Source organism: Pseudomonas sp. CFBP13528 (assembly GCF_005233615.1).
Lineage (GTDB): Bacteria > Pseudomonadota > Gammaproteobacteria > Pseudomonadales > Pseudomonadaceae > Aquipseudomonas > Aquipseudomonas fluorescens_AM.
Genome location: NZ_QGAJ01000002.1, coordinates 641166 through 667119, shown reverse-complemented (window position 1 = coordinate 667119; position 25954 = coordinate 641166). Strand labels below are relative to the sequence as shown.

Sequence of the window (25954 nt, the reverse complement as noted above, 5' to 3'; positions counted from 1 at the left end):
CGCTCATGCGTCATCAGCGACATGACCTGATTGCGCCGGTGCCCGGCACGGCGCGACAGATACACAGTTTCCACTTCGGCCCGGAACAGGCCAAAAGCAAGGTCTACATCCAATCATCACTGCACGCCGATGAACTGCCGGGCATGCTGGTGGCCTGGCACTTGAAGGCGCGCCTGGCACAGTTGGCGGCGAACGGGCGCGTGCGCAGCGAAATCGTCCTGGTACCGGTCGCCAATCCAGTGGGGCTGGAACAGGTGCTGATGGACATTCCCCTGGGCCGCTATGAGCTGGAAAGCGGACAGAACTTCAATCGCCTGTTTGTCGACCTCAGCGACGCGGTCGGGGATCAGGTCGAAGATTTGCTGGGCAATGATCCCCAACACAACGCCCGGTTGATCCGCACCGCGTTATCCGGCGCCCTGGCCGCGCAAACGGCGTCGACTCAATTGCAATCCCAGCGCCTGGTGCTGCAGCGCCTGGCGTGCGATGCCGACGTGGTGCTGGACCTGCACTGCGATTTCGAAGCCGTGGCGCACCTCTACACCACGCCCGAGGCCTGGCCGCAGGTGGAGCCGCTGGCGCGCTACCTGGGTTCGGAGGCCAACCTGCTGGCCACCGATTCCGGCGGGCAGTCCTTCGATGAATGTTTCACCCTGGTGTGGTGGCAGTTGCAGCAACGCTTCGCCAAGCGCTTCCCGATACCCCTGGGCAGTTTTTCCGTGACCGTCGAATTGCGCGGCCAAGGCGACGTCAACCACGGCCTGGCTGCCCTGGACTGCCAGGCGATCATCGATTACCTGACCCACTGCGGCGCAATTGAAGGCGACGCGCCGCCACTGCCCGCGCTGCCCTACCCGGCCACGCCACTGGCCGGTGTGGAGCCTGTGACCACATCGGTGGGCGGCTTGCTGGTGTTCCACGCCTTGCCGGGGGAATACCTGGAGGCCGGGCAGCTTATCGCCGAAATCATCGACCCCATCACCGACCGCGTAACGCCCGTGCATTGCCGCAATGCCGGCCTGCTTTACGCGCGCTCGCTGCGGCGCATGGCCACCGCCGGGATGGTGATCAGCCATGTCGCTGGCGCAGAGGCCTACCGCAGCGGCTACCTACTTTCGCCTTGAGGATGCACGCCCCATGTACAAATTGACCGTTGAAGGCCTGCATAAAAGCTATGGCGACAATGAAGTGCTCAAAGGTGTCTCGCTCAAGGCCAGGACCGGCGACGTGATCAGCCTGATCGGCGCCAGCGGCTCGGGCAAGAGCACCTTCCTGCGCTGCATCAATTTCCTGGAAACGCCCAACGACGGCGCCATGACCCTGGATGGTCAAACGATCCGCATGGTCAGCGACCGCCACGGCATGCGCGTGGCCGACGATGCCGAGTTGCAACGCTTGCGCACGCGGCTGGCCATGGTATTCCAGCACTTCAACCTGTGGAGCCACATGAGCGTGCTGGAAAACATCACCATGGCCCCGCGCCGCGTGCTGGGGTGCAGCAAGAAAGACGCCGAAGACCGCGCCCGTCGCTACCTGGATAAAGTCGGCCTGCCCGCGCGAGTGGCTGATCAATACCCCGCGTTCCTCTCCGGCGGCCAGCAGCAACGGGTCGCGATTGCCCGCGCATTGGCGATGGAACCCGAGGTGATGCTGTTCGATGAACCCACCTCGGCACTGGACCCGGAGTTGGTGGGTGAAGTGTTGAAAGTGATCCAGGGCCTGGCCGAAGAAGGCCGCACCATGATCATGGTGACCCATGAAATGAGCTTCGCGCGCAAAGTCTCAAGCCAGGTGCTGTTCCTGCACCAGGGCCGAGTGGAAGAGCAAGGTGCGCCGGCGGACGTGCTGGGCAATCCGAAGAGCGAGCGCCTGCAGCAATTCCTGAGCGGTAACTTGAAGTAAACCTTTAGACCGCCTGGGGGGTCTGTGCATTAGAGCCTCCAGAGCGTCCGCTGCCGCATGGCAAAACCCGTCGACTTCGCCAAACAATGGTTTGCCACCCGCGGCTGGCGCCCGTTCGCCTTTCAGAAAGACGTGTGGAAGGCCATCAAGGCGGGTCAGTCAGGCTTATTGCATGCGAGTACCGGCGCGGGTAAAACCTACGCGCTGTGGTTCGCGGCCCTCAATCGTTTCGCCGTAGCGCGCCCACCCGCTACCGGCAAGCGCAAAGCCCCGGCCGAACCCCTGACCGTGCTGTGGATCACCCCGATGCGTGCCTTGGCCGCCGACACCGCGCGCGCCCTCGAGGCGCCGTTGGCGGCCCTGCAGATCCCCTGGAGCGTCGGCCTGCGCACGGGCGACACCAGCAGCAGCGAACGTGCGCGCCAGACCCGCCGCCAGCCCACCACGCTGATCACCACGCCGGAAAGCCTGACGCTGATGCTCGCGCGCGCCGACAGCGAGGTCAGCCTGGGGCATCTGCGCATGGTGGTGGTGGATGAATGGCACGAACTGATCGGCAATAAACGCGGTGTGCAACTGCAATTGGCGTTGGCGCGGCTGCGGCGCTGGCATCCGGATTTGCTGGTGTGGGGGATTTCAGCGACCTTGGGTAATCAGGCCCACGCGCTGGAGGTGTTGGTGCCACAGGGTGGCGGGATAAACGTGCAGGGGCAGACAGCCAAACAGCTACAAGTGGACACACTGCTGCCGCCCACTGCCGAACGCTTTCCCTGGGCCGGGCATATCGGTTTGAAGATGCTGCCGCAAGTCGTGGCTGAAGTGGACTCGAGCAGCAGTTGCCTGGTATTCACCAACACCCGTGCGCAATCGGAAATCTGGTATCAGGCGTTGCTGGAGGCCAGGCCGGACTGGGCCGGCCTGATTGCGCTGCATCACGGTTCGCTGTCGCGGGAGACCCGAGACTGGGTGGAGCGTGCGTTGAAAGAAGGCCAACTCAAGGCGGTGGTGTGTACCTCCAGCCTGGACCTGGGCGTGGACTTTCTGCCGGTGGAACGAGTGCTGCAAATCGGCTCGGCCAAGGGTGTGGCGCGCCTGATGCAACGCGCCGGCCGCTCGGGGCATGCACCGGGGCGGCCGTCACGGGTGACATTGGTGCCGACCCACAGCCTGGAGCTGGTGGAAGCCGCCGCCGCACAGGATGCGATTGCCCAGCGGCGCATCGAAGCCCGCGAATCGCCCCACAAACCCTTGGATGTGCTGGTGCAGCATCTGGTCAGCATGGCCCTGGGCGGTGGGTTTACTCCCGACGCGTTGCTGGCGGAAGTACGCGGTGCCTGGGCCTACCGCGATCTTACCGACGCCGATTGGGCCTGGGCCCTGGCCTTTGTGCGCCATGGCGGGCTGTCGCTCACCGCCTATCCGGATTACCGCCGCGTCGAGCCTGACGAACAGGGCATCTGGCGCGTCCCCGATGCGCGCCTGGCACGCCGCCATCGCATGAGCGTGGGCACCATCGTCAGCGATGCGAGTATTCATCTGAAGTACTGGAGCAAAGGCGGTGGCGGCAAGAACCTCGGCAGTGTCGAGGAAGGCTTTATTGCACGGCTCAAGCCGGGGGATGGCTTTCTATTCGCCGGGCGCCTGCTGGAGTTGGTGCGCGTGGAAAACATGACCGCCTATGTACGCCGCAGCACCGCGAAAAAAGCCGCCGTGCCGCGCTGGAATGGCGGGCGTATGCCGCTTTCCAACGAGTTGGCGCAGGCGGTGATCGAGCGCTTTGACGCGGCGGCCCAGGGTCGCTTCGAAGGGCCGGAGATGCGTGCGGTGCAGCCGCTGTTGCAGACACAATTGCGCTGGTCCGGCCTGCCTACCCGCAACCACTTGCTGGCGGAATTTCTCAAATCGCGCGAGGGCTGGCACCTGTTCCTCTACCCCTTCGCCGGGCGTCAGGTGCATCTGGGGCTCGCAAGTTTGCTGGCGTGGCGCGTCAGCCGGCGGCAACCCGTGACCTTTTCCATTGCGGTCAATGATTACGGGCTGGAACTGCTGAGTGCCACCGAGGTGCACTGGCCCGATATCTTCAACGAGGCCCTGCTCAGCCCGCAGGATCTGCTGACGGATGTGGCAGCCAGCCTGAATGCCGGTGAACTGGCGTTGCGCCGCTTTCGCGAAATCGCGCGCATTGCCGGGCTGGTGTTCGCCGGTTATCCCGGTGCGCCGAAAAGTACTCGCCAGGTCCAGGCTTCCAGCGGGTTGTTCTTCGAAGTGTTCAAGCAATATGACCCGCAGAACCTGTTGCTGGCCCAGGCCGGGGAAGAAGTGCTGCGCAACGAACTGGACATCCAGCGCCTGGAGGAGACATTGCTGCGCCTGTCGGCGCTGCAGCTGGACCTGCATGTGATCCAACGGCCTACGCCGCTGGCCTTCCCGTTATTGGTGGAGCGGATGCGCGAAAGCCTGAGTTCGGAAAAACTCTCGGAGCGCATTGCGCGGATGGTCAAGGACCTGGAAAAAATCGCGGACAAAGGAAAAGGTTAATGGTCTGTTCGATCACGCTCGAAGATGAGCAGTTGTGGTTACTGGCGGACAAAGCGGTGTACTGGCCAGCGCGCCAGAGCCTGTTGATCGCCGACGCTCACTTTGGCAAGGCCTCGGCCTACCGCAGCCTCGGGCAACCGGTCCCCCAGGGCACCACAAGCGAAAACCTGCAGCGCCTGGACCGGCTGCTGGCGGCGTTTCCCTGCACTCATCTGATCTTTCTCGGAGACTTCCTCCACGGCCCCGGCTCCCACGCCAGCGGCACCCTGGGCGCGCTCAGGGCCTGGCGGGCGCGGCATGCCGAGTTGCCGATCACACTGATTCGCGGCAATCACGATCAACGCGCCGGCGATCCGCCTGCCGATTTGCGCATAGACGTTATGCCGGAGCCTCTGTTAATGGGGCCGTTCGCGCTGCAGCACGAACCGGACGCCCACCCCAGCCATCATGTGCTGGCCGGGCATGTCCATCCTGTCTATCGCCTGCGCGGCAGAGGTCGGCAGAGTCTGCGCCTGCCGTGCTTCCAGGTGGGCAAACGCATCAGCCTGCTGCCGGCGTTTGGCGCATTCACCGGTGGGTATGCAGTGGAACAGAACAGTGAACGCCGAATCTTTGTGATCGGCGATCAGGCGGTATGGCCGGTTCAGTGAACGCCGGTTGGGCGCCGATGGCTCAGGCCACGGGCGCGGGTGGTGGCTCATCCGGCAGGGTCGGTTCACCCGGTTCCGTCGGCTGCGGATAGTCCGGCTCAGGTTGACCGGGGATACCGCCCGCATAAGCGGGATCGGCCATCAAGGACCAGGCCAGAACACCAATCTGGTTGGGTTCAAGCCGGGCAAGTTCTGCGCTGATTCGCGGGTTGATCTTCATAGGGCACTCCTCAAGCGTGGCTCGACGCGTTTTACACGCGCCGAGGCAGTACACCTAGATAGAGTCACTTTCTGCAGACTAATTCCCTTGAAGCGTAGGAGCTTTCGATCAAGCGCGTGGGAGAGTAACGCCACGCTGACCTTGATACTTGCCCGCACGGTCCTTGTAGGACACTTCACACGCCTCGTCGGACTGCAGGAACAGCATCTGTGCCACACCTTCATTGGCGTAGATTTTCGCCGGCAAGGTGGTGGTGTTGGAGAACTCCAGGGTCACGTGACCTTCCCACTCGGGTTCCAGCGGGGTCACGTTGACGATGATGCCGCAACGGGCATAAGTGCTTTTACCCAGGCAGATGGTCAATACGTCCCGAGGAATACGAAAGAATTCCACGGTGCGGGCCAGGGCGAAGGAGTTTGGCGGGATGATGCACACGTCGCTCTTGACGTCGACGAAGCTTTTTTCGTCGAAGTTCTTCGGATCGACGATCGCCGAGTTGATATTGGTGAACACCTTGAATTCATCGGCGCAACGCACGTCGTAGCCATAGCTGGAGACCCCGTACGAAATCACGCGCTCGTCGCCTTCGCCACGAATCTGGCGCTCAACGAACGGTTCGATCATGCCGTGTTCCTGCGCCATGCGGCGAATCCACTTGTCCGATTTGATGCTCATGGCGGTGTCCTGAATAGCGAGGTGGAAAAATTCTGTGAGGCATCTTACCGGGGCCGACGGTGGGGTTCAAAGGGCGCACGGCTTTTAATCACGAATGCACCGGCGCCCATAACCCCCAGCCAGCGTGGCCGGGGGTCCTGGCGCGGTTGTTCGGGACAATAAATACCACCGCCAATCACGAAATTAGAGAAACCTGCGGAAATACCATTGGCACGTTCCGGAAAAAGGGTTAAGGTGGCGTCACTGTGTTGCTTGTGTCACTGAGAATCTCTACACGATATGTTGAATTTCGATCCAACCATCTCCAAGAATTTTTCCTGCTCTTTGCACTCAGTCTCGGCCAGGGCTTTTCCTGAGTCGCAGTTAACTTTGTTCAAGGAGTTACACCATGTCTAATCGCCAAACTGGTACCGTTAAGTGGTTCAACGATGAAAAAGGCTTCGGCTTCATCACTCCACAATCCGGTGACGACCTGTTCGTTCACTTCAAAGCTATCCAATCCGACGGCTTCAAAAGCCTGAAAGAAGGCCAACAGGTTTCTTTCATCGCTACCCGCGGTCAGAAAGGCATGCAAGCTGAAGAAGTTCAAGTTATCTAACTTGTACTGACTTAGTCAAAAAGACCCCGCCCTCAAAAGCGGGGTTTTTTTATGCCTGGGAGTTGACGCTGCTGCCAGGCAAATGCGCGACGCAAAAAAATGTGGGAGGGGGCTTGCCCCCGATGGCGGCGCTTCAGTCGATATAGGCATTGACTGACACACCGCTATCGGGGGCAAGCCCCCTCCAACATTCAAGCGTTCAAGCAGGGTGGTTATTGAAACAACGACTCGCTCGACAAGCCGTTCTTCTCAAGGATCTCGCGCAAGCGCTTGAGACCTTCCACCTGAATCTGCCGAACCCGCTCACGGGTCAGGCCGATCTCCAGGCCTACGTCCTCCAGCGTGCTGCTCTCATGGCCGCGCAGGCCGAAGCGGCGAATCACCACCTCACGCTGCTTGTCGGTGAGCTCCGACAGCCACTGGTCGATGCTCTGGGACAAATCATCGTCCTGCAACAGTTCACAAGGATCCGTCGGACGATCATCCGTCAGGGTGTCCAGCAAGGTTTTATCCGAATCCGGACCCAGCGAGACGTCAACCGAAGACACGCGCTCGTTCAGGCCGAGCATGCGCTTGACCTCCCCTACCGGTTTTTCCAGCAGGTTGGCGATTTCTTCGGGCGAAGGTTCATGATCGAGTTTCTGTGTCAGCTCCCGCGCTGCGCGCAGGTAGACGTTGAGCTCCTTGACCACATGGATCGGCAACCGGATCGTACGGGTCTGATTCATGATCGCACGTTCGATGGTCTGGCGAATCCACCAGGTGGCATAGGTCGAGAAGCGAAAGCCGCGCTCAGGGTCGAACTTCTCCACCGCCCGGATCAAGCCCAGGTTGCCCTCCTCGATCAAGTCCAGCAGCGACAATCCGCGATTGACGTAGCGTCGGGCGATTTTAACCACCAGGCGCAGGTTGCTTTCAATCATGCGTTTACGCCCAGCCGGATCACCCTTCTGCGACAGACGCGCAAAATGGACTTCTTCTTCGGGGGTGAGCAGAGGGGAAAAGCCGATTTCATTGAGGTACAGCTGGGTCGCATCAAGCGCCCGGGTGTAGTCGATGTACTTGTGTTGCTTTAACGCGGAGGAGTTCTTGGATTTGGTGCGAACTGAGGGTGGTGAAGCCCCCTCATTATCTGACATCGTTTCCGTAGCGATGCCGGCCTCCATAAGGAGAACCTCATCGTCGATGTCAAACTCCGGCGCTTCTTTACTGAGAGCCATTGTTATAGTCCTTTGGTGAGTTCGACCTCAAGCTCAAGCGACGCCTTTATCCTTGGCAACGCTGGAGCCTGTTCCTTCTACGTGAGGGAACAGGCTGGCAACACATCAACGGCGGGGTAGGAATTGCAGTGGATCTACAGGCTTGCCCTGACGGCGAATCTCAAAGTGCAGTTTCACCCGGTCTGTACCCGTTGAACCCATTTCGGCAATCGTCTGTCCGACCTTGACCTGCTGCCCCTCCCGAACCAACAACCTGCGGTTATGACCGTAGGCACTGACGTAGGTATCGCTGTGTTTGATGATGACCAGCTCGCCGTAGCCCCGTAGACCACTCCCGGCGTACACCACTGTCCCATCAGACGCAGCCAAAACAGGCTGTCCCAAATCCCCGGCGATATCAATGCCTTTATTCAAACTGCCGTTTGAAGAGAATTTTCCAATCAACACGCCGTTTGAGGGCCATCCCCAACCGGTCGGCGCAGGCCCCGCAGGGGGCAATGGCGCGGGCGCCGGCTTGCTCGCAACCGAAGGCGCGGCGGTGCCTGCCGGACGGGTGAAGACGGTGGTTTTACTCGAAGAGGAAGACGAAGAACCGGACTTTGTCACAACTGCCGTAGACGTCGAACCGGTGCGACCGTCGAAACGAATCGTCTGTCCCGGATGTATCGTATAAGGCAGGGGAATATTGTTACGAGCTGCAAGCGCCTTGTAATCCCAACCGTAACGGAAGGCAATCGAGAACAGCGTGTCGCCCTTGCGTACAACATACTGGCCCGTGGTAACCATCGGCTTTTGCGGTGCCGCATTCGTGCGGTCAACCACCCGCGCACCACCGGAAGGCGTGCTCGAGCAGGCGGCCAGTAAGGAACTCAAGACAAGGCCAAGCACCAGTCGCTGAAAGCTTGTTTTACTCATTCGCTGCGCAGGACCTGTGAGACTCACCCGCCGCTCCCTTTGTGGTGGCTGAACGTTAACGCCTGTATCAGGCTTGAAATATGACGCAAGTATAACTGGGCATTGGCTTTTTACCGGCACACGGCTGAAACGAAAAACTCACCGTGTTCAATTCCCGCTCCACCACTGTTGAATCTATAGACCCCGCTGTAAGACACATCCGCGTCTATGGAATTCACTATCAGGGAATAAATGTCAGGCCAGCGGGCCGTTGAGCAACGGCACGAACCGCACGGCGCCAAGTACATGCCGGGAAAAGCCGTCATCCTCTCGAATGATGAGCATCAATTGTTGCACTTCGCCGGAGCCCACCGGGATGACCAGGCGGCCGCCAGGCGCCAACTGGTCCAGCAACGCCTGCGGCACATCGGTGGCCACTGCAGTCACAATGATGCCGTTGTAGGGTGCCAATGCGGGCCAGCCTTCCCAGCCATCTCCCCAACGGAACACCACATTACGCAGGTTCAGCTCTACCAGGCGCTCCTTGGCGCGGTCCTGCAGCACCTTGATGCGCTCAACCGAGAACACCCGCTCGACCAGTTGGGACAACACGGCGGTCTGGTAGCCGGAGCCGGTGCCGATTTCCAGCACCTTGTCCAGCGGCCCCGCGGCCAGCAACAGTTCGCTCATGCGCGCGACCATATAAGGCTGGGAGATGGTCTGGTTGTGGCCGATCGGCAGCGCGGTGTCTTCATAGGCGCGGTGCGCCAGGGCTTCGTCGACAAACAGGTGCCGAGGCGTGCGCCGTATCACTTCCAGCACCTGCGCATTGGACAGGCCTTCTTCGTAAAGACGCTGGATCAAACGCTCGCGGGTGCGCTGGGAGGTCATCCCGATGCCACGACGCAGCAGGTCGTCTTGTTCACGAGCCATCAGCGCAGTCCCTCCAGCCAGCCATCCAGACCACTGAAGGCATCACTGAAGGTGCGATCGAATTGCAACGGGGTAATCGATACATAACCTTGCATCACCGCATGAAAGTCCGTGCCCTCGCCACCATCCTCGGCGTCACCGGCCGCTGCGATCCAATAGCCTTCCCTGCCACGCGGGTCGACCACCTTCAAGGGGGCCGCCGCACGGGCACGGTGCCCCAGCCGCGTCAGTTGGATTCCGCGAATATGGTCCAGAGGCAGGTTGGGAATATTGACGTTGAGCACGGTGCGCGGCGGCAGGTCCAAAGAACCGTGCGCCTCCACCAGTTTGCGCGCGTAGTACGCCGCCGTGGCCAAATTATCCAGTTGCCGGGAGGCGAACGAAAACGCGAACCCGACCCCACCCACAAAGCGCCCTTCGAGGGCTGCCGCCACGGTGCCGGAATACAGCACATCATCCCCCAGGTTCGCGCCCAGGTTGATGCCCGACACCACCAGGTCCGGCGCGTGCTCCAGCAGGCTGTTGATTGCCAGGTGCACGCAGTCGGTGGGCGTGCCGTTCACGCTGATAAAGCCATTGGCCAGGACCTTGGGGTGCAACGGACGGTCGAGCGTCAGCGAACTGCTGGCGCCGCTCTTGTCCTGGTCCGGGGCAACCACCACGCACTCGGCGTAATCCGCCAGCGCAGCATGAAGCGCGGCGAGACCGGGTGCAGTGGCACCGTCATCGTTTGATATCAGAATACGCATGGGTTGTCCGTCGGCCCCACCGGCACCAGATCAACAAGCTCGCGCACCAATACAGTGGCAAAGCATCCGGCCGGCAGGACGAATTCCAATTGCAGAATGTCAGGCCCGGGATAATGCCACGTCAACCCGCCAATGGGCAGTCGCAGAATGCGACGTTCTTGGCTCATGCCCGCATTCACCAGCCAATCACGCAGGTCAGCTTCTGCGGCGGCGACAGATTGTTCCAGTTCATATGTAGGACCTTTCGCCGGCGAGTCGCCCTCACCCCACTGCGGACCGGTGGGGTGCAGGTCCAGGATCGCCAGGCGCGGGTCGCTGCATTCAGCCTCCCCGGCCGGGAAAAAGCTGCGGCTGTCGGTGAAAGCGAGCAGGTCGCCGACCTGGGCGCGTTGCCAGGAGCCGTCAGCGACGCGTGCCGCCAACACGTTGTTGAACAGGAAGCTACGGGCGGTGGACAGCAGCCGCGAACGCACATTGCGCTGTTCCGGCAAGGCCTTGCGCGCAGCCCAGTCACGGGCATCGACGACATTGCCGCCGTTATGGCCAAAACGCTGGGCACCGAAATAGTTGGGGATGCCGTGCCGGGCAATCAATTGCAGGCGCGCATCGATGGCAGCGGTGTCACCGGCCAACTGGGTCAGGCGCAAGGTAAAGCCGTTGGCGGCATGGGCGCCGCGCTGCAGCTTGCGTTTGTGCCGGGCGGTTTTCAGGATCCTGAGGGTGTCGTTCTCGGCGGCACGCATGTCCGGGTCGGCCTTGCCGGGCAATTGCACGCTGAACCACTGACGGGTCAATGCCTGGCGATCCTTGAGCCCGGCATAGCTGACGGTGCGCAACGGCACGCCAGCCGCCTTGGCGATACGCCGCGCCGCTTCCTCGGTATTCAGGCCGCGCTTCTCCACCCACAGCCACAGGTGTTCGCCCTCGCCGGTCAGCGGGATGTCAAGCACCTCGTCTACCTGGAAATCTTCGGCAGTGGCCTTCAGCACCGCGCTGCCCAAGGCCTCGCCATAGGCACGTGGGCCGAGCAATTCAAATTCGTTCATGCGCGCAGCAACAAGGCGACGGAGTGCACGGCGATGCCCTCTTCACGACCGGTGAACCCGAGCTTTTCGGTGGTGGTGGCTTTCACGTTGACTTGGTCCAGTTCTATTTGCAGGTCTGCGGCAATCAGGGCACGCATGGCGTCGATATGCGCAGCCATTTTTGGCGCCTGGGCCACGATGGTGTTATCGACGTTTGCCACTTTCCAGCCCCTGGCATGGATCAAACCCACGACATGACGCAGCAGGACACGACTGTCCGCGCCCTTGAAGGTTGGATCGGTGTCCGGAAAATGCTTGCCGATATCACCCAACGCGGCTGCGCCGAGCAACGCATCGCTCAAGGCATGCAGGACAACGTCGCCGTCGGAATGAGCCAGCAGCCCATGATGGTGCGCGATACGCACGCCGCCCAGAGTGATGAAATCGCCTTCAGCGAAACGGTGCACATCGTAGCCGTGGCCAATACGCATAAAAAAACGCCCCGATTTAATTCAGGGCGTGATTCTACCTACTTTTGCCTCACATTAACCGAGCAAAGCACGACCATGATGGCGCAAATGGTCATCGATGAAGCTGGCGATAAAGAAGTAGCTGTGGTCATAGCCAGGTTGCAGGCGCAGTTCCAGCGGATGGCCGGCGGCCCTGGCCGCTTGCTGCAGGGCCTCGGGCTTGAGCTGCACGGCGAGGAAATCGTCGCGATCGCCTTGGTCCACCAACAGCGGCAACTGTTCCGAGGCTTCGCTGATCAACACGCAGGCATCCCATTCACGCCACTTCGAGCGCTCCTCTCCCAGGTAACGGGAGAAGGCTTTCTGGCCCCAGGGACAATCCATCGGATTGTTGATCGGCGAAAACGCCGACACCGATTGGTAGCGTCCCGGGTTGCGCAGCGCGCACACCAGCGCACCATGCCCGCCCATCGAGTGACCGCTGATGCCGCGTTTATCCGAGGCCGGGAAATGCGCTTCCACCAAAGCCGGCAACTCCTGCACCACGTAGTCATGCATCCGATAGTGCTTGGCCCAGGGTTCCTGGGTGGCGTTCAGATAGAAACCGGCACCGAGGCCAAAATCCCAGGCGTTGTCCGGATCGTCCGGCACACCGGGACCTCGGGGGCTGGTATCCGGCGCCACGATGATCAAGCCCAGCTCGGCGGCCAGGCGCTGGGCGCCGGCCTTCTGCATGAAATTTTCGTCGGTGCAGGTGAGGCCGGACAGCCAATACAGCACCGGCAGCTTGCCGCCCTGCTCCGCTTGCGGCGGCAGGTAGACCGCGAAGGTCATGTCGCAATCGAGCACATCGGAGTGGTGTTTATAGCGTTTGTGCCAGCCGCCGAAGCTTTTCTGGCAGGAAATATTTTCCAGGGGCATGGGAATTCTCCCAGCTGCAAGTTGAAAGCTTCAAGCGGCAAGAAGGCGTACAGCCACTTGCAGCTTTTAGCTTGTCACTTACCGCTGCTTCAGAAATGGATGACGGTACGAATGCTCTTGCCTTCATGCATCAGATCAAACGCCTTGTTGATGTCTTCCAGGCCCATGGTGTGGGTGATGAAGGTATCCAGCGGGATCTCGCCGGTCTGGGCCATGTCCACGTAGCTTGGCAATTCGCTGCGTCCGCGCACGCCGCCGAATGCGGACCCGCGCCAGACGCGACCGGTCACCAGTTGGAAAGGACGGGTGGAAATTTCCTGGCCGGCGCCGGCCACACCGATGATCACCGACTCACCCCAACCTTTGTGGCAGCACTCCAGGGCCGCACGCATCAGTTGAACATTGCCGATGCATTCGAAGGAAAAGTCCACACCGCCATCGGTCAAATCGACAATCACGTCCTGGATCGGACGGTCATAGTCTTTCGGGTTGATGCAGTCGGTAGCGCCCAGTTGCTTGGCGATTTCGAATTTGGCCGGGTTGATGTCGATGGCAATAATGCGTCCCGCCTTGGCTTTCACCGCGCCAATCACCGCCGACAGACCGATACCGCCCAAGCCGAAGATGGCCACGGTGTCGCCCGGCTTGACCTTGGCGGTGTTGAGCACCGCACCGATACCGGTGGTGACGCCACAACCGAGCAGGCAGACTTTTTCCAGCGGCGCTTGCTTGGAAATCTTGGCCACGGAGATCTCCGGCAGCACGGTGTACTCGGAAAACGTCGAGGTACCCATGTAGTGGAAAATCGGCTCGCCTTTGTAGGAGAAACGCGTGGTGCCGTCAGGCATCAAGCCTTTGCCCTGGGTCGAACGAATGGCCTGGCACAGGTTGGTCTTGCCTGACAGACAGAATTTGCACTTGCCGCATTCCGGGGTGTACAGCGGAATCACATGATCACCAACGGCAACCGAGGTCACGCCTTCACCAATGGCCTCGACCACTGCACCGCCTTCATGACCAAGAATCGACGGGAAGATGCCTTCCGGGTCCGCACCCGACAGCGTGTAGGCGTCGGTGTGACACACACCGGACGCGACCACGCGCAACAGCACTTCGCCGGCCTTGGGCATGGCGACATCGACTTCCACAATCTCAAGGGGTTTCTTGGCTTCGAAGGCTACGGCGGCGCGGGACTTGATCATCCGGGTTTCTCCATGGAGTTGAAAATTGATGGAAGGAGTGTAAACCATGGCTTATTGATTAATAATCCAGGCAAAAGCAAAACATTATTGCCGCATAGGGACAATCATCGTGTTGGAGAATCGCTGGGAAGGCATCGATGAATTCGTCGCCGTGGCCGAATGCAGCCAGTTCACGGCGGCGGCCGAGCGCCTGGGGGTATCGTCGTCCCATATCAGCCGCCAGGTGGCACGCCTGGAAGAACGCCTGCAAACGCGCCTGCTGTATCGCAGTACGCGCAAGGTCACACTGACCGAAGCGGGCCAGACCTTCCTGCAACACTGCCAACGCTTGCAGGATGGTCGCGAAGAAGCCTTGCGCGCAGTGGGCGACCTCACCAGTGAACCCAAGGGCATGTTGCGCATGACCTGCGCCGTGGCCTATGGCGAGCGATTTATCGTGCCCCTCGTCACAAGGTTCATGGCGCTCTATCCGCAGTTGCGGGTCGATATCGAGCTGAGCAACCGCCAGTTGGACCTGGTGCACGAAGGGCTCGACCTGGCGATTCGCCTCGGGCGCCTGCAAGACTCACGCATGGTCGCCAGTCGCCTCGCCCCTCGGCGCATGTACCTGTGCGCGTCGCCTTCCTACCTCGAACGCTATGGCCGGCCACATAGCTTGTCGGAATTGAGTCGGCACAACTGCCTGATCGGCAGTTCGGATATCTGGCAACTGGCCCAGGACGGGCGGGAGTTTTCCCAGCGCGTGCAGGGAAATTGGCGCTGCAACAGTGGGCAAGCGGTGCTGGACGCGGCGCTGCAAGGCGTAGGGATATGCCAGTTGCCGGACTATTATGTGCTGGAGCATTTGCACAGTGGCGCGCTGGTATCGTTGCTGGAAGCTCATCAGCCGCCGAATACGGCGGTGTGGGCGCTGTACCCACAGCAGCGGCATTTATCGCCCAAGGTCAGGAAGCTGGTGGACTTTCTCAAAGAGGGCCTGGGTGACAATCCGGTCTACCGACCATAAACAGCTACCGCTCACCCAACGCCTGATTGCCGGTAAATAGTCGTTTTTACTGCACATTCAGGCAAGCCATGACAGCCAACGCCCCCCAACTGCAACGCATCAATCATTTTGTCCGCAAGGTGCTGGCCGACTTCCCGGTACCCGCAGAAATCGCCGCCCAATTACTGCGCGAGCGTTTGCAAGCCTTCAGCCAGGAACAACTGGACCCGGACAACACCTACCTGACCACCATCGATTACAACACCGACAAACCCAACTCAGGCTATACCGGGGTGGTCGTCCAATCCATGAGCCTGACCGAGGCCATGATCAACAACGCACCACATGCCCCTGGCGGCATTCTCAACACCACCGGTTTTTCCGCCATCGCGCCGTACTTCAACATTGTCAGTGAACTGCCGCGCCTGATGGATAACCGCATCCCGGAAATGTTCAACGAAGAGTTCATCACCTCCGGCTGGATCCCGCCCAGACGGTATGAGGCGCTGTATCGACAGAGTGAGCCGCAAGTCTACAACCCGAGCACCCAACTGGACATCGCCCCCTCCACGCTCAGAAACATCATTGACACCAGCCAGTTCGAACAAGCCTACGACACAGCAATCACACAGTTCTGGAGCAAACACCGGGATAACTACAACACCCTGATCCGCATCGCGTTCACCCGGGCTTACCTGGAACAGTTCGAGGAGTTCACCCTTACCGCGGCAGAAAGGCTACTGGCGGCGCGAGCGGCAGGCTTGGGCGCCAACAAGGACTATAGCAATCTGACCCTTGAAGACCTGCAGGCGCCCTACCTACTCGATAAAAACCTGTCGCTGCGCCTGCTGCGCATTCATCAGGCCGAAGCCACCGACATCCTGACGATCACTGACAATCAGAGCCAGATCACCCTGCTGTATATCTCGGGAAACTCTTCGCCCTTCCATGGCTTCAACTCCCCGGCGGATATGCGCAAGGCACTGGTGAGCGTGGCAAAAGATCCGACCCAGCGCAAAGCTCTGGTCAACCACTTTGAACCGGACGCCATCGACTCCGGCCTGATCTACAGCGGCGTCGAGGAAGCGCTGATCGGCATGGCGCTGTACCCGAAACCGGCCAACCCTGCCGGTTTTTTCAATAGCCTGTTGCACAACGGCTATTGGGACCCCGAGCAGTACATAAATAACCCGATGTACCCGGCACTGAACAGCAACCCCTTTGAATTCATGGCGAGGCAGATCAGAGCGCGCATTGCAAAAATGGCGGCAAAAACAATTGTCTCGCCCTTGGACACCTTCAAAGCCGACACCCTCGATGCCATGGAAAAAGCCTGCCTGCTGGCGATCCCCGTAGCGCTGACGATGGGGACCGCATTGCTGGCAGAGTTCTGTTTCGTAATCTCGGGTATGACCGACATGGTCATTGGTGCCGACGACCTGTTCAAAGGCAAACCACACGCCATGGAACGTATCGTATTTGGCGTGCTCAATGCGATTCCGGCGGTAATCCACGGCATTCCCACAGGTGCCGGCAACCTTGAAAGCCTGCGCCCTACCTTGGGCAAGGCTGCACGTGATAACGAGGGCCAGATCAGTGTCACGGTTATAAACGACGCCACTGCGTCGCCCCCCACCAAGACTCGCCCCCTGGCCACCGCCCCCTCCCCCAGTGGCTTGCAGACCATCAAGATTCAGGGCGAGGTGTTCCTGACTTACAAAACACCGAATGCCTGGGGCTCTTTTGAACTCTTTGTGACAGACCCCAAAGCCCCCCAGAGGATCCAGGCCACCGGCCTCTACGCCATCCAAAGTGCAGACCTCAACTGGCGGCGAGCGGGGTTGGCCGGCGGCGGAGCCTTTCGCAATGCCTGGCAACGGATTTACAACGCATTCGGCGGCGAGCAGCACCCGAGTTTCTTCAGCCTTTACCAGATACCGCCGCCCCAGCGCGACACCCTCTCGAGCATGCTCACCGACATCAGCTCGTTTTCGGAGGACCTCGAACCTGTTGGCGAGGGCGCAGAGTCGATCAAGGAAACCCGGCGAGTATTCTTCGAGAAGCGCGATAAATTGCAGAAGGATTCGGCCACGTTCTTTAATGACCTGGCACTGTCGCCCATGCAGCCAGTGCTGCCCAGGCTCAGCCTGAACGCCCCTCAACAGACCATTATCGAGACATTGCTGCACGCCAGTGACGGCCTGGTTATCGGTGAAAGCCACGGGGCAGAATCGAGCAAGGCCTTTCTGATCGACAACATGCCACTGCTCGCCAGCCTCGGCGTGAAACGCATCTACTTCGAACATTTGCTGACGGATGTGCACGTTCCGTTGCTGAAGGCGTTTTACCGCTCCAAGACCGTACCAATGGCCGATGAGCTGAAAAACTACCTCAACGGGATCTACCCGCCCCTGCACAATAACTATTACTCATTCGCCAATATCGTCATCAAAGCGCGTGACGCGGGGATCAAGATCCAGCCGATAGACTGCACCGTGAGCTACATTCTTCGCGACTTGCCAGACCGGGGCGGCACCTTGCGTCAGCGGATGATGAACTTCTATGCCACCGAAATAATCCAGTGGATCCAGACGACCAAGCGTCGTCCGGGAAAATGGGTGGCACTGGTGGGCGACAGCCATACCAACACTTACAAGGACGTGCCCGGGCTAGCCGAACTCACCGGCAGCATCGGCTTGCGGATCGAAGATGCCGGGGCCGGCCAAAGCCTGGGGATCCAAGCCGATTCCGGACGCACCGCCAGTCTGGGGATCGCCAGGGGCGAAGGCACGGTCAAGGCCAACCTGCTCTTGCGCGTTAACACCGCCGACTTGCAGCACTCGGTGCAAACACTTCCTGGCCCGGGCATCTAATCAGGTTGGGTGCCCGCAAACACGGCCAACCAAACCCGGACAGTTCATGCTCACCCAGGACACGACCCGCACGGTATCGCACATTCACTATCGCTCGCGACGCGCGGGGAGCTGCGTAATTTCAGGATTCATCAACAGGGGGGCCACTGCCTGATCAACGTGACCGGCGGGCAGTCGACGAGACACCCTTGGAGAGCATTCAAGCATTGGTGAACGCGCTGAACACCCAGGCCGGGCAGGAGCAGGTCAGTGGCTGATGCTCAGGGCGCTTGATAAGTGCGGCGCTGGCGCAGCCATTCGAGGTCTTCGGGGCGGGTGACCTTGATGTTGTCCGCACGCCCTTCTACCAGCCGCGGCGCCTGGCCGGACCACTCCATGGCCGAGGCTTCGTCGGTGATCAAGGCATCGGCGACCAGGCTGTCGGCCAAGGCGCGGTGCAAGGCGCCCAGGCGGAACATCTGCGGCGTATACGCCTGCCAGATCAGGCTGCGGTCGACGGTTTCCACCACGCGGCCGTGTTTGTCGACGCGCTTGAGCGTGTCGCGAGCCGGCACCGCCAGCAGGCCACCCACTGGATCATCGGCCAATTCAGCCAGGAGTTTATCGAGATCATCACGGCTCAGGTTAGGCCGCGCCGCGTCGTGCACCAACACCCAGTCGTCATCACTGGCGCCCAGGGCGTTGAGCTGCAGCAGCGCGTTGAGCACCGAGCCCGAGCGTTCCGAGCCGCCGTCCGCACGCTGGATACGCGGGTCAGTGGCGCACGCCAGGCTGGGCCAATAAGGATCGTCGACAGCAAGACTGACCACCAGGCCCTTGAGCGATGGGTGGTCGAGAAAACAGCCGAGGCTGTGTTCGAGAATAGTGCGTCCGCCCAGTTGCAGGTATTGCTTGGGACGGTCCGCGGCCATACGGGCACCGACGCCCGCGGCAGGAATCACGGCCCAGAAGGCCGGTAAATCAGCGTTCATTGGGCCAACTGGTAGAGGGTCTCGCCCTCCTTGACCATGCCCAACTCATGGCGAGCCCGCTCTTCGACGGTCTCCGTACCTTTTTTCAGCTCCAGCACTTCAGCATCGAGGACGCGGTTGCGCTCCAGCAGACGTTCGTTTTCGGCGTGCTGGTCGGCAATTTGCTGGGTCAGCTCTTCCACCTGCGCAAAGCTGCCATTACCGACCCATAGGCGGTACTGCAGGCCAGCCAGCAACAAGAGCAAGACGAGGAACAACCAATTGGGACTGCGCATCGAAATCCGGGTATCCAGTGAAAAAAGACAGTCATGCAAACCTTTTGCAGCAACTGATAGCACGAAGCCTGGAAAAACCAGGCTTGTGCTTGTCAGTCAGCAGATTAGCGCCGAAATGCCCACTGTCGTGAGATTTCCGACGCAATCCGCCGACTTTTTACCATTTACTGCTTAGCCGCGAAACTCGCCGCGACCGTTGTACTTGGCTTTACCCGCCAATTGCTCTTCGATGCGCAGCAATTGGTTGTACTTGGAAACGCGGTCGGAACGGCACAGCGAACCGGTCTTGATCTGGCCCGCCGAAGTGCCCACGGCCAGGTCGGCAATGGTGGAATCTTCGGTTTCGCCGGAGCGGTGGGAGATCACGGCAGTGTAGCCCGCAGCCTTGGCCATCTGGATGGCTTCCAGGGTTTCGGTCAAGGTGCCGATCTGGTTGAACTTGATCAGGATCGAGTTGGCGATCTTCTTGTCGATGCCCTCTTTCAGGATCTTGGTGTTGGTCACGAACAGGTCGTCGCCCACCAACTGGATTTTCTCGCCGATCTTGTCGGTGAGGATTTTCCAGCCGTCCCAGTCGGACTCGTCCAGGCCGTCTTCGATCGAGATGATCGGGTAGCGCTCGGTCAGGCCTTTGAGGTAGTCGGCGAAACCTTCGGAGTTGAACACCTGGCCTTCGCCGGACAGGTTGTATTTGCCGTCCTCAAAGAATTCGCTGGCAGCGCAGTCCAGGGCCAGGGTCACGTCGGTGCCCAGCTTGTAGCCGGCGTTGGCCACGGCTTCGGAGATCACTTTCAGTGCATCTTCGTTGGAGGCCAGGTTCGGCGCGAAACCACCTTCGTCACCCACGGCAGTGCTCAGGCCACGGGCCTTCAGTACAGCCTTGAGGTGATGGAAGATCTCGGTGCCCATGCGCAGGCCTTCGGAGAAGGTCTTGGCGCCCACCGGCTGCACCATGAATTCCTGGATGTCGACGTTGTTATCAGCGTGCTCGCCACCGTTGATGATGTTCATCATCGGCACCGGCATCGAGTACACGCCCGGGGTGCCGTTCAGGTTGGCGATGTGCGCGTACAACGGCAGGTCCTGGTCCTGGGCAGCAGCCTTGGCGGCGGCCAGGGATACAGCCAGGATCGCATTGGCGCCGAGGCTGCCTTTGTTTTCGGTGCCGTCGAGCTTGATCATCGCGTGGTCCAGGGCTTTCTGGTCCAGCGGGTCCTTGCCCAGTAGCAGGTCGCGGATCGGGCCGTTGATGTTGGCTAACGCCTTGAGTACACCCTTGCCCAGGTAACGGCTCTTGTCGCCATCACGCAGTTCCAGCGCTTCACGGGAACCTGTGGAAGCACCGGACGGCGCGCAGGCGCTGCCGATGATGCCGTTATCGAGAAGCACGTCGGCTTCGACGGTTGGGTTGCCACGGGAGTCGAGAACTTCACGACCTTTGATGTCGACGATTTTTGCCATTGTTGTAAACACTCCAAAGTTGACGAAAACGACGCAGCTGAAGGAAATCTTTTGACCGACCGCAAGGGTGGAACAACAGGGCAGGCTTGCAGACGACAAGGCTCAGGCCAGGGGCCTGAGCATAAAGCGTGGGAAATTCTACCGGAGAAACGCCGCTTACGCGGTTTCTACCGTCGGAAAACTCTTGACCAGCTCGTCCAACTGCTTGAGCTGGGCCAGGAACGGCTCCAGCTTGTCCAGGCGCAAGGCACAGGGGCCGTCGCACTTGGCGTTGTCCGGGTCCGGGTGGGCTTCCAGGAACAGGCCGGCCAGGGACTGGCTCATGCCCGCCTTGGCCAGGTCGGTGACCTGGGCACGACGCCCACCGGCGGAATCCGAGCGACCACCGGGCATTTGCAGCGCGTGGGTCACGTCGAAGAACACCGGGTATTCGAACTGTTTCATGATGCCGAAACCGAGCATGTCCACCACGAGGTTGTTGTAGCCGAAGCTCGAACCACGCTCGCAGAGGATCAACTGGTCGTTACCTGCCTCCACGCATTTGCTCAGGATATGCTTCATTTCCTGAGGTGCGAGGAACTGGGCTTTCTTGATATTGATCACAGCGCCGGTCCTGGCCATCGCGACAACCAGGTCGGTCTGGCGCGACAGAAAGGCCGGCAGCTGGATGATGTCGCACACCTCGGCAACCACGGCAGCCTGCTCAGGCTCGTGGACGTCGGTGATGATCGGCACGCCGAAGGCTTGCTTGATGTCCTGGAAGATCCGCATGCCTTCTTCAAGGCCCGGGCCGCGATAGGAGGTCACGGACGAACGGTTGGCCTTGTCGAAGCTGGCCTTGAACACGTAAGGGATACCCAGTTTCTGGGTAACCCGCACGTACTCTTCACAGACCTGCATCGCCATGTCGCGGCTTTCCAGTACGTTCATGCCGCCGAACAGCACCATGGGCTTGTCGTTGGCAATTTCGATGTCGCCTACGCGAATGATCTTCTGGGCCATCAGGGTTATGCCTTCTTCTGATGTTGCGTCAGTGCAGCTTTGACGAAACCGCTGAACAACGGATGACCGTCGCGCGGCGTCGAGGTGAACTCAGGGTGGAACTGGCAGGCCACGAACCACGGGTGATCCGGCGCCTCGACCACTTCAACCAACGCGCCATCACCGGAGCGACCGGAGATTTTCAGGCCGGCGTTCATGATTTTCGGCAGCAAATTGTTGTTCACTTCGTAGCGATGACGGTGACGCTCGACGATCACGTCCTTGCCGTAGCAATCGTGAACCAGGGAACCCGGTTCCAGCAGGCAGTCCTGTGCGCCAAGGCGCATGGTGCCGCCCAGGTCGGAGCTTTCGGTACGGGTTTCGACGGCGCCGGTGGCGTCTTCCCATTCGGTGATCAGGCCCACGACCGGATGGCCGCTGGTGTGATCGAACTCGGTGGAGTTGGCGTCTTTCCAGCCCATCACGTTACGGGCGAATTCGATAACGGCCACTTGCATGCCCAGGCAGATACCCAGGTAAGGCACCTTGTTCTCGCGAGCGTATTGCACGGCAGTGATCTTGCCTTCCACGCCGCGCAGGCCGAAACCGCCGGGAACCAGGATCGCATCCACGCCTTCAAGCAGCGCGGTGCCCTGATTCTCGATGTCTTCGGAATCAATGTAGCGCAGGTTGACCTTGGTACGGTTGCTGATGCCGGCATGACTCATCGCTTCGATCAGCGACTTGTAAGCATCCAGCAGTTCCATGTACTTGCCGACCATGGCGATGGTGACTTCGTGCTCAGGGTTGAGCTTGGCGTCGACCACGGCCTCCCACTCGGACAGGTCCGCGCCGTTGCATTGCAGGCCGAAACGCTCGACCACAAAATCGTCCAGGCCTTGCGAATGCAGGATGCCCGGGATCTTGTAGATGGTATCGGCGTCTTCCAGGGCAATCACCGCACGTTCTTCAACGTTGGTGAACTGCGCGATCTTGCGACGCGAGGAAATATCGATCGGGTGATCGGAGCGGCACACCAGCACATCCGGCTGCAGGCCGATGGAACGCAGTTCCTTGACCGAGTGCTGGGTAGGCTTGGTTTTGGTTTCGCCGGCGGTCGCGATGTAGGGCACCAATGTCAGGTGCATCAGCATTGCGCGCTTGGCACCGACTTCGAAACGCAACTGGCGGATGGCTTCGAGGAACGGTTGGGATTCGATGTCACCCACGGTGCCACCGATCTCGACCATCGCCACGTCGGCATCGCCCGCGCCCTTGATGATGCGGCGTTTGATTTCGTCGGTGATGTGCGGGATCACCTGGATGGTTGCACCCAGGTAGTCACCACGGCGCTCCTTGCGCAGCACGTGCTCGTAGACACGGCCGGTGGTGAAGTTGTTGTTCTGGGTCATGGTCGTGCGGATGAACCGCTCGTAGTGGCCCAGGTCCAGGTCGGTCTCGGCGCCGTCATGCGTGACGAACACCTCACCGTGCTGGAACGGGCTCATGGTGCCCGGGTCGACGTTGATGTACGGGTCCAGCTTGAGCATGGTGACTTTAAGCCCCCGCGCCTCCAGGATGGCCGCCAATGAAGCGGAGGCAATGCCTTTCCCCAATGAAGAAACAACACCGCCCGTGACGAATATGTAGCGCGTCATGAAAAACCCTAGAAGTCTGCGTTAAAGCGGTCCGAGCCGCCGGGGAAAGCGAAGAGAGGCCGAAGCCCCCGATCACCTGCATTAATCACAGTGCACCTTTCAAAAAAACCGCCGCGTTGTGACAGACCAGCAATGGAACACCGGTACGTTGATCGCTACACATTTTTTGGAATCGCCCAGCAAAGACTGCTTGGTAATCGGCAACTGCTGCGATTCAGGCGAATCCACAGAAGTTGTATCAAGAAGGGAGCGTAGTCTACCGGAAAGGCGCTATCAGCTCAAACCTTGATCGCAGGTCTGTGGCAACCAATGTAATTGCCAGCCATCCGACGAGCCGCCCCAGAACCCCGCAAGCGTTGGCACAGCCAGCAATCGCTCGCCCCGATACAGCAGCGGCAATCTGCCACGGACGAACCCGGGCACACCACACTCATTGAACAGACGCTTCAGGTCGCGTCGGCCGCGACCTGGCACTTCGATGATTTCGCCACCCTGCCGATAGCGGACCTCCAGCGGACCTCCAGGCACCTCGCCGATCAGTTTCAACCGACCGTTTCCAGGTAACTCGAGTGTTTTTTGCGCATCGGGCCAGCTCACCGATGCGTCGGAAAATTCCGACCACATAAAGGGCAACCACCAGATGCGCTCGCCACAGCGGTGCAACTCGCCGTCGGCCAGACGCCATACCGGCTGTGCATCACCCTTGGCATCGCGCAGGGAAAACCAGCCGGCCCAGTGCTCGCTGTCGGGTAGGCGGGTCAGTGGCGCCAGCCAATGGCGCAGTGCGTTGCGCTGACGGGCGTCGGAAAGCTCGCGCAAGGGCGCAAGAAGCAAAGAGCGCAAAGGCAACCAGGGAAACGGTGAGGGTTGATCGGCGCGCTGCTGGTCCATAACGGCCAGCTCATCGAGCAAACCCTGGGCTTCTCCCAAATGCCCAGCCGTGCGGGCCAGGCTTGAAACCACGTGCGGCCAGCGCTGCGCCAGCCCTGGAAAGACATGGTGCCGAAGATAATTACGGGAGAAGCGTGGATCGGCGTTCGAAGGGTCTTCGATCCACTTCAAGTGATGTTCGTGGGCGTAGGCCTGCAGCTCGACACGCCCGACATCCAGCAGCGGTCGCACCAGATGACCTGCCGCCAACGTACGATGCGCAGGCATTGCGGCAAGCCCACGCACGCCCGCACCGCGCAGCAGGCGGAACAACAGGGTTTCGGCTTGATCGTCGCGATGTTGACCGGTAAGCAACACCTCCCCTGCCCCGATCACCCCGGCGAAGGCCAGATAACGTGCGTCACGTGCCGCGCGCTCAAGGCTGGCACCGGGTTGTACCTGCACGCGCAGGATGCGCAAGGGCACGCCGAGGCTGTTGCAGACCGACTGGCAATGATGGGGCCAGGCGTCGGCGGCCGTTTGCAGGCCATGATGGACATGCACGGGACTGAGCGGCGGAAGCGCTTCGGTTTTTGCCAGGGAGGCCAGAAGGTGCAGCAGGACGGTGGAATCCAGGCCACCGGAGAATGCGATGTGCCAGGCCGAGGCGTTGCGCCAGGGAGCCAGGGTTTTCAGGAGTCGGGCCGGCAGGATTGATTTCATCACAGGTTACCGCCGCAAATCTGAAATACGTTCGTCAAGCATACACAAAGCAAATGTGGGAGAGGGCTTGCCCCCGATAGCCCTGTGCCAGTCACTCGATACGGTGACTGATACTCGGCAATCGGGAGCAAGCCCCCTCCCACATCAAGTTACGGTGTCGACTTAGAGGCCGTAACTCATCAAACGCTCATAACGACGGGCCAGCAGCGCTTCGTTATCCAGCTTCTTGAGCATCGCCAGTTGCGAGCCCAGTTCGGCACGGATGGTTGCGGCAGCGGCAGCCGGGTCACGGTGTGCGCCGCCCAGTGGCTCGGCGATCACTTTGTCCACGATCCCCAGGCCTTTGAGGCGATCAGCGGTGATGCCCATGGCTTCAGCTGCGTCCGGCGCCTTTTCGGCGGTTTTCCACAGGATCGAAGCGCAACCTTCCGGCGAAATCACCGCGTAGGTCGAATATTGCAGCATGTTCAGCTGGTCGCAGACGCCAATGGCCAACGCACCGCCGGAACCGCCTTCACCGATCACAGTCGCGATAATCGGGGTTTTCAGGCGCGCCATGACGCGCAGGTTCCAGGCAATCGCCTCGCTCTGGTTGCGCTCTTCGGCGTCGATCCCAGGGTAGGCACCCGGCGTGTCGATGAAGGTCAGGATCGGCATCTTGAAGCGTTCGGCCATTTCCATCAGGCGGCACGCCTTGCGGTAGCCTTCCGGACGTGGCATGCCGAAGTTGCGACGCACTTTTTCGCGCACTTCACGGCCTTTCTGATGGCCGATCACCATTACCGGCTGGTCGTCCAGGCGAGCGATACCGCCCACGATAGCCGCGTCGTCCGAGAAGTGGCGGTCGCCATGCAGCTCGTCGAATTCGGTGAAAATGTGCTGAATGTAGTCCAGGGTGTACGGACGGCGCGGGTGGCGGGCCAGGCGCGCGATCTGCCAGCTGGTCAGCTTGCCGAAGATGTCTTCGGTGAGCGTGCTGCTCTTGTCTTGCAGGCGGGCGATCTCATCGCCGATGTTCAGCGAATTATCGTTGCCGACCAGGCGCAGCTCTTCGATCTTGGCTTGCAGGTCAGCGATCGGCTGTTCGAAATCAAGAAAATTCGGGTTCATAAGCGTCCGTCTTGGGTCGACGGCCAAGGAGTGCCTGGCCAGCCGGTTGT

The 25954-nt window shown here is 60.4% G+C and carries 24 protein-coding genes; 7 read left to right on the top strand and 17 right to left on the bottom strand.

All coding sequences use genetic code 11. The features are described 5' to 3' along the window. Positions 1-5 precede the first annotated feature (5 nt). From PspCFBP13528_RS06525 to pdeM, 4 genes are read left to right on the top strand one after another with little or no spacing between them, the layout of a single operon-like run. On the top strand, positions 6-1124 hold the full coding sequence (locus PspCFBP13528_RS06525; RefSeq protein ID WP_065951959.1) for a succinylglutamate desuccinylase/aspartoacylase family protein: 1119 nt from the start codon (positions 6-8) through the stop codon (positions 1122-1124). Positions 1125-1137: 13 nt separating this feature from the next. Further along, positions 1138-1902 carry an ATP-binding cassette domain-containing protein gene (locus PspCFBP13528_RS06520; protein WP_065951958.1) on the top strand — a complete coding sequence of 255 codons (765 nt, stop codon included), beginning with the start codon at positions 1138-1140 and terminating at the stop codon, positions 1900-1902. A gap of 57 nt (positions 1903-1959) precedes the next feature. Continuing rightward, the gene (locus PspCFBP13528_RS06515) at positions 1960-4440 is read left to right on the top strand and encodes a ligase-associated DNA damage response DEXH box helicase (protein WP_101219340.1); all 2481 of its coding nucleotides are present in this window, start codon (positions 1960-1962) and stop codon (positions 4438-4440) included. After that, positions 4440-5090, top strand: coding sequence for a ligase-associated DNA damage response endonuclease PdeM (gene pdeM / locus PspCFBP13528_RS06510; protein ID WP_137199828.1), 651 nt, complete (start codon positions 4440-4442; stop codon positions 5088-5090). Before PspCFBP13528_RS06515 ends, pdeM begins: the two co-directional genes overlap by 1 nt. 22 nt (positions 5091-5112) lie before the next feature. Here pdeM and PspCFBP13528_RS06505 read toward each other — a convergent pair whose 3' ends face one another. Both PspCFBP13528_RS06505 and dcd read right to left on the bottom strand, forming a co-directional pair. After that, positions 5113-5310 carry a hypothetical protein gene (locus tag PspCFBP13528_RS06505; RefSeq protein WP_065886112.1) on the bottom strand — a complete coding sequence of 66 codons (198 nt, stop codon included), beginning with the start codon at positions 5308-5310 and terminating at the stop codon, positions 5113-5115. A 108-nt stretch (positions 5311-5418) separates the two neighbouring features. Next, positions 5419-5985 carry a dCTP deaminase gene (gene dcd, locus PspCFBP13528_RS06500; protein ID WP_003189215.1) on the bottom strand — a complete coding sequence of 189 codons (567 nt, stop codon included), beginning with the start codon at positions 5983-5985 and terminating at the stop codon, positions 5419-5421. 388 nt (positions 5986-6373) lie between these two features. Here dcd and PspCFBP13528_RS06495 point away from each other — a divergent pair, with 388 nt between their 5' ends. Further along, a complete protein-coding gene (locus tag PspCFBP13528_RS06495) occupies positions 6374-6583 on the top strand; it encodes a cold-shock protein (protein ID WP_002554837.1) in 210 nt (69 codons plus the stop codon). Positions 6584-6795: 212 nt separating this feature from the next. On the opposite strand, the gene rpoS is transcribed toward PspCFBP13528_RS06495, so the two are convergent. The 8 genes from rpoS to PspCFBP13528_RS06455 all read right to left on the bottom strand — a co-directional run bounded on the left by rpoS (position 6796) and on the right by PspCFBP13528_RS06455 (position 13997). Next, a complete protein-coding gene (gene rpoS / locus PspCFBP13528_RS06490; protein ID WP_065951955.1) occupies positions 6796-7803 on the bottom strand; it encodes an RNA polymerase sigma factor RpoS in 1008 nt (335 codons plus the stop codon). A 105-nt stretch (positions 7804-7908) separates the two neighbouring features. Then, complete coding sequence (locus PspCFBP13528_RS06485) at positions 7909-8745, bottom strand: peptidoglycan DD-metalloendopeptidase family protein (protein WP_065951954.1); 837 nt, start codon at positions 8743-8745, stop codon at positions 7909-7911. A 207-nt stretch (positions 8746-8952) separates the two neighbouring features. Further along, a complete protein-coding gene (locus PspCFBP13528_RS06480) occupies positions 8953-9588 on the bottom strand; it encodes a protein-L-isoaspartate(D-aspartate) O-methyltransferase (protein ID WP_170827533.1) in 636 nt (211 codons plus the stop codon). A 41-nt stretch (positions 9589-9629) separates the two neighbouring features. Then, the gene (gene surE, locus PspCFBP13528_RS06475; protein WP_065951953.1) at positions 9630-10379 is read right to left on the bottom strand and encodes a 5'/3'-nucleotidase SurE; all 750 of its coding nucleotides are present in this window, start codon (positions 10377-10379) and stop codon (positions 9630-9632) included. Beyond that, on the bottom strand, positions 10367-11425 hold the full coding sequence (gene truD, locus PspCFBP13528_RS06470; RefSeq protein ID WP_065951952.1) for a tRNA pseudouridine(13) synthase TruD: 1059 nt from the start codon (positions 11423-11425) through the stop codon (positions 10367-10369). The genes surE and truD overlap by 13 nt, the downstream gene beginning before the upstream one ends. Further along, a complete protein-coding gene (gene ispF / locus PspCFBP13528_RS06465; RefSeq protein WP_065951951.1) occupies positions 11422-11895 on the bottom strand; it encodes a 2-C-methyl-D-erythritol 2,4-cyclodiphosphate synthase in 474 nt (157 codons plus the stop codon). Before ispF ends, truD begins: the two co-directional genes overlap by 4 nt. A gap of 54 nt (positions 11896-11949) precedes the next feature. Beyond that, positions 11950-12801 carry an S-formylglutathione hydrolase gene (fghA, locus tag PspCFBP13528_RS06460; RefSeq protein WP_178084420.1) on the bottom strand — a complete coding sequence of 284 codons (852 nt, stop codon included), beginning with the start codon at positions 12799-12801 and terminating at the stop codon, positions 11950-11952. An 83-nt stretch (positions 12802-12884) separates the two neighbouring features. Then, positions 12885-13997: an S-(hydroxymethyl)glutathione dehydrogenase/class III alcohol dehydrogenase gene (locus PspCFBP13528_RS06455; RefSeq protein WP_065951949.1), complete on the bottom strand. Its 1113-nt coding sequence runs from the start codon at positions 13995-13997 to the stop codon at positions 12885-12887. 109 nt (positions 13998-14106) lie between these two features. On the opposite strand from PspCFBP13528_RS06455, the gene PspCFBP13528_RS06450 reads away from it, so the two are divergent. Continuing rightward, on the top strand, positions 14107-15003 hold the full coding sequence (locus tag PspCFBP13528_RS06450) for a LysR substrate-binding domain-containing protein (RefSeq protein WP_065951948.1): 897 nt from the start codon (positions 14107-14109) through the stop codon (positions 15001-15003). A gap of 68 nt (positions 15004-15071) precedes the next feature. Then, positions 15072-17855, top strand: a complete 2784-nt coding sequence (locus PspCFBP13528_RS06445) for a membrane-targeted effector domain-containing toxin (RefSeq protein WP_241669065.1) — start codon at positions 15072-15074, stop codon at positions 17853-17855. Positions 17856-18115: 260 nt separating this feature from the next. Here PspCFBP13528_RS06445 and ispD read toward each other — a convergent pair whose 3' ends face one another. The 7 genes from ispD to PspCFBP13528_RS06410 form a co-directional block, all read right to left on the bottom strand. After that, on the bottom strand, positions 18116-18826 hold the full coding sequence (ispD, locus tag PspCFBP13528_RS06440; protein ID WP_101219347.1) for a 2-C-methyl-D-erythritol 4-phosphate cytidylyltransferase: 711 nt from the start codon (positions 18824-18826) through the stop codon (positions 18116-18118). Continuing rightward, positions 18823-19101 carry a cell division protein FtsB gene (ftsB, locus tag PspCFBP13528_RS06435; protein ID WP_057723188.1) on the bottom strand — a complete coding sequence of 93 codons (279 nt, stop codon included), beginning with the start codon at positions 19099-19101 and terminating at the stop codon, positions 18823-18825. Before ftsB ends, ispD begins: the two co-directional genes overlap by 4 nt. A gap of 171 nt (positions 19102-19272) precedes the next feature. Beyond that, the gene (gene eno / locus PspCFBP13528_RS06430) at positions 19273-20562 is read right to left on the bottom strand and encodes a phosphopyruvate hydratase (RefSeq protein WP_065951946.1); all 1290 of its coding nucleotides are present in this window, start codon (positions 20560-20562) and stop codon (positions 19273-19275) included. 156 nt (positions 20563-20718) lie between these two features. Continuing rightward, the gene (gene kdsA / locus PspCFBP13528_RS06425) at positions 20719-21564 is read right to left on the bottom strand and encodes a 3-deoxy-8-phosphooctulonate synthase (RefSeq protein WP_065886101.1); all 846 of its coding nucleotides are present in this window, start codon (positions 21562-21564) and stop codon (positions 20719-20721) included. 5 nt (positions 21565-21569) lie between these two features. Then, positions 21570-23201 carry a CTP synthase gene (locus PspCFBP13528_RS06420; protein ID WP_065951944.1) on the bottom strand — a complete coding sequence of 544 codons (1632 nt, stop codon included), beginning with the start codon at positions 23199-23201 and terminating at the stop codon, positions 21570-21572. Between the two features lie 273 nt (positions 23202-23474). Continuing rightward, complete coding sequence (tilS, locus tag PspCFBP13528_RS06415; RefSeq protein ID WP_137199827.1) at positions 23475-24794, bottom strand: tRNA lysidine(34) synthetase TilS; 1320 nt, start codon at positions 24792-24794, stop codon at positions 23475-23477. 162 nt (positions 24795-24956) lie between these two features. Then, the gene (locus tag PspCFBP13528_RS06410) at positions 24957-25904 is read right to left on the bottom strand and encodes an acetyl-CoA carboxylase carboxyltransferase subunit alpha (RefSeq protein ID WP_016976871.1); all 948 of its coding nucleotides are present in this window, start codon (positions 25902-25904) and stop codon (positions 24957-24959) included. Positions 25905-25954: the final 50 nt, after the last annotated feature.

What these genes read in the sequence shown, in the direction of transcription:
- PspCFBP13528_RS06525 (WP_065951959.1), top strand. Translation starts at nt 6, where the DNA reads ATGCGTCATCAGCGACATGACCTGATTGCGCCGGTGCCCGGCACGGCG.
- PspCFBP13528_RS06520 (WP_065951958.1), top strand. Translation starts at nt 1,138, where the DNA reads ATGTACAAATTGACCGTTGAAGGCCTGCATAAAAGCTATGGCGACAAT.
- PspCFBP13528_RS06515 (WP_101219340.1), top strand. Translation starts at nt 1,960, where the DNA reads ATGGCAAAACCCGTCGACTTCGCCAAACAATGGTTTGCCACCCGCGGC.
- pdeM (WP_137199828.1), top strand. Translation starts at nt 4,440, where the DNA reads ATGGTCTGTTCGATCACGCTCGAAGATGAGCAGTTGTGGTTACTGGCG.
- PspCFBP13528_RS06505 (WP_065886112.1), bottom strand. Translation starts at nt 5,310, where the DNA reads ATGAAGATCAACCCGCGAATCAGCGCAGAACTTGCCCGGCTTGAACCC.
- dcd (WP_003189215.1), bottom strand. Translation starts at nt 5,985, where the DNA reads ATGAGCATCAAATCGGACAAGTGGATTCGCCGCATGGCGCAGGAACAC.
- PspCFBP13528_RS06495 (WP_002554837.1), top strand. Translation starts at nt 6,374, where the DNA reads ATGTCTAATCGCCAAACTGGTACCGTTAAGTGGTTCAACGATGAAAAA.
- rpoS (WP_065951955.1), bottom strand. Translation starts at nt 7,803, where the DNA reads ATGGCTCTCAGTAAAGAAGCGCCGGAGTTTGACATCGACGATGAGGTT.
- PspCFBP13528_RS06480 (WP_170827533.1), bottom strand. Translation starts at nt 9,588, where the DNA reads ATGACCTCCCAGCGCACCCGCGAGCGTTTGATCCAGCGTCTTTACGAA.
- surE (WP_065951953.1), bottom strand. Translation starts at nt 10,379, where the DNA reads ATGCGTATTCTGATATCAAACGATGACGGTGCCACTGCACCCGGTCTC.
- truD (WP_065951952.1), bottom strand. Translation starts at nt 11,425, where the DNA reads ATGAACGAATTTGAATTGCTCGGCCCACGTGCCTATGGCGAGGCCTTG.
- ispF (WP_065951951.1), bottom strand. Translation starts at nt 11,895, where the DNA reads ATGCGTATTGGCCACGGCTACGATGTGCACCGTTTCGCTGAAGGCGAT.
- PspCFBP13528_RS06455 (WP_065951949.1), bottom strand. Translation starts at nt 13,997, where the DNA reads ATGATCAAGTCCCGCGCCGCCGTAGCCTTCGAAGCCAAGAAACCCCTT.
- PspCFBP13528_RS06445 (WP_241669065.1), top strand. Translation starts at nt 15,072, where the DNA reads ATGACAGCCAACGCCCCCCAACTGCAACGCATCAATCATTTTGTCCGC.
- ispD (WP_101219347.1), bottom strand. Translation starts at nt 18,826, where the DNA reads ATGAACGCTGATTTACCGGCCTTCTGGGCCGTGATTCCTGCCGCGGGC.
- ftsB (WP_057723188.1), bottom strand. Translation starts at nt 19,101, where the DNA reads ATGCGCAGTCCCAATTGGTTGTTCCTCGTCTTGCTCTTGTTGCTGGCT.
- eno (WP_065951946.1), bottom strand. Translation starts at nt 20,562, where the DNA reads ATGGCAAAAATCGTCGACATCAAAGGTCGTGAAGTTCTCGACTCCCGT.
- kdsA (WP_065886101.1), bottom strand. Translation starts at nt 21,564, where the DNA reads ATGGCCCAGAAGATCATTCGCGTAGGCGACATCGAAATTGCCAACGAC.
- PspCFBP13528_RS06420 (WP_065951944.1), bottom strand. Translation starts at nt 23,201, where the DNA reads ATGACGCGCTACATATTCGTCACGGGCGGTGTTGTTTCTTCATTGGGG.
- tilS (WP_137199827.1), bottom strand. Translation starts at nt 24,794, where the DNA reads ATGAAATCAATCCTGCCGGCCCGACTCCTGAAAACCCTGGCTCCCTGG.
- PspCFBP13528_RS06410 (WP_016976871.1), bottom strand. Translation starts at nt 25,904, where the DNA reads ATGAACCCGAATTTTCTTGATTTCGAACAGCCGATCGCTGACCTGCAA.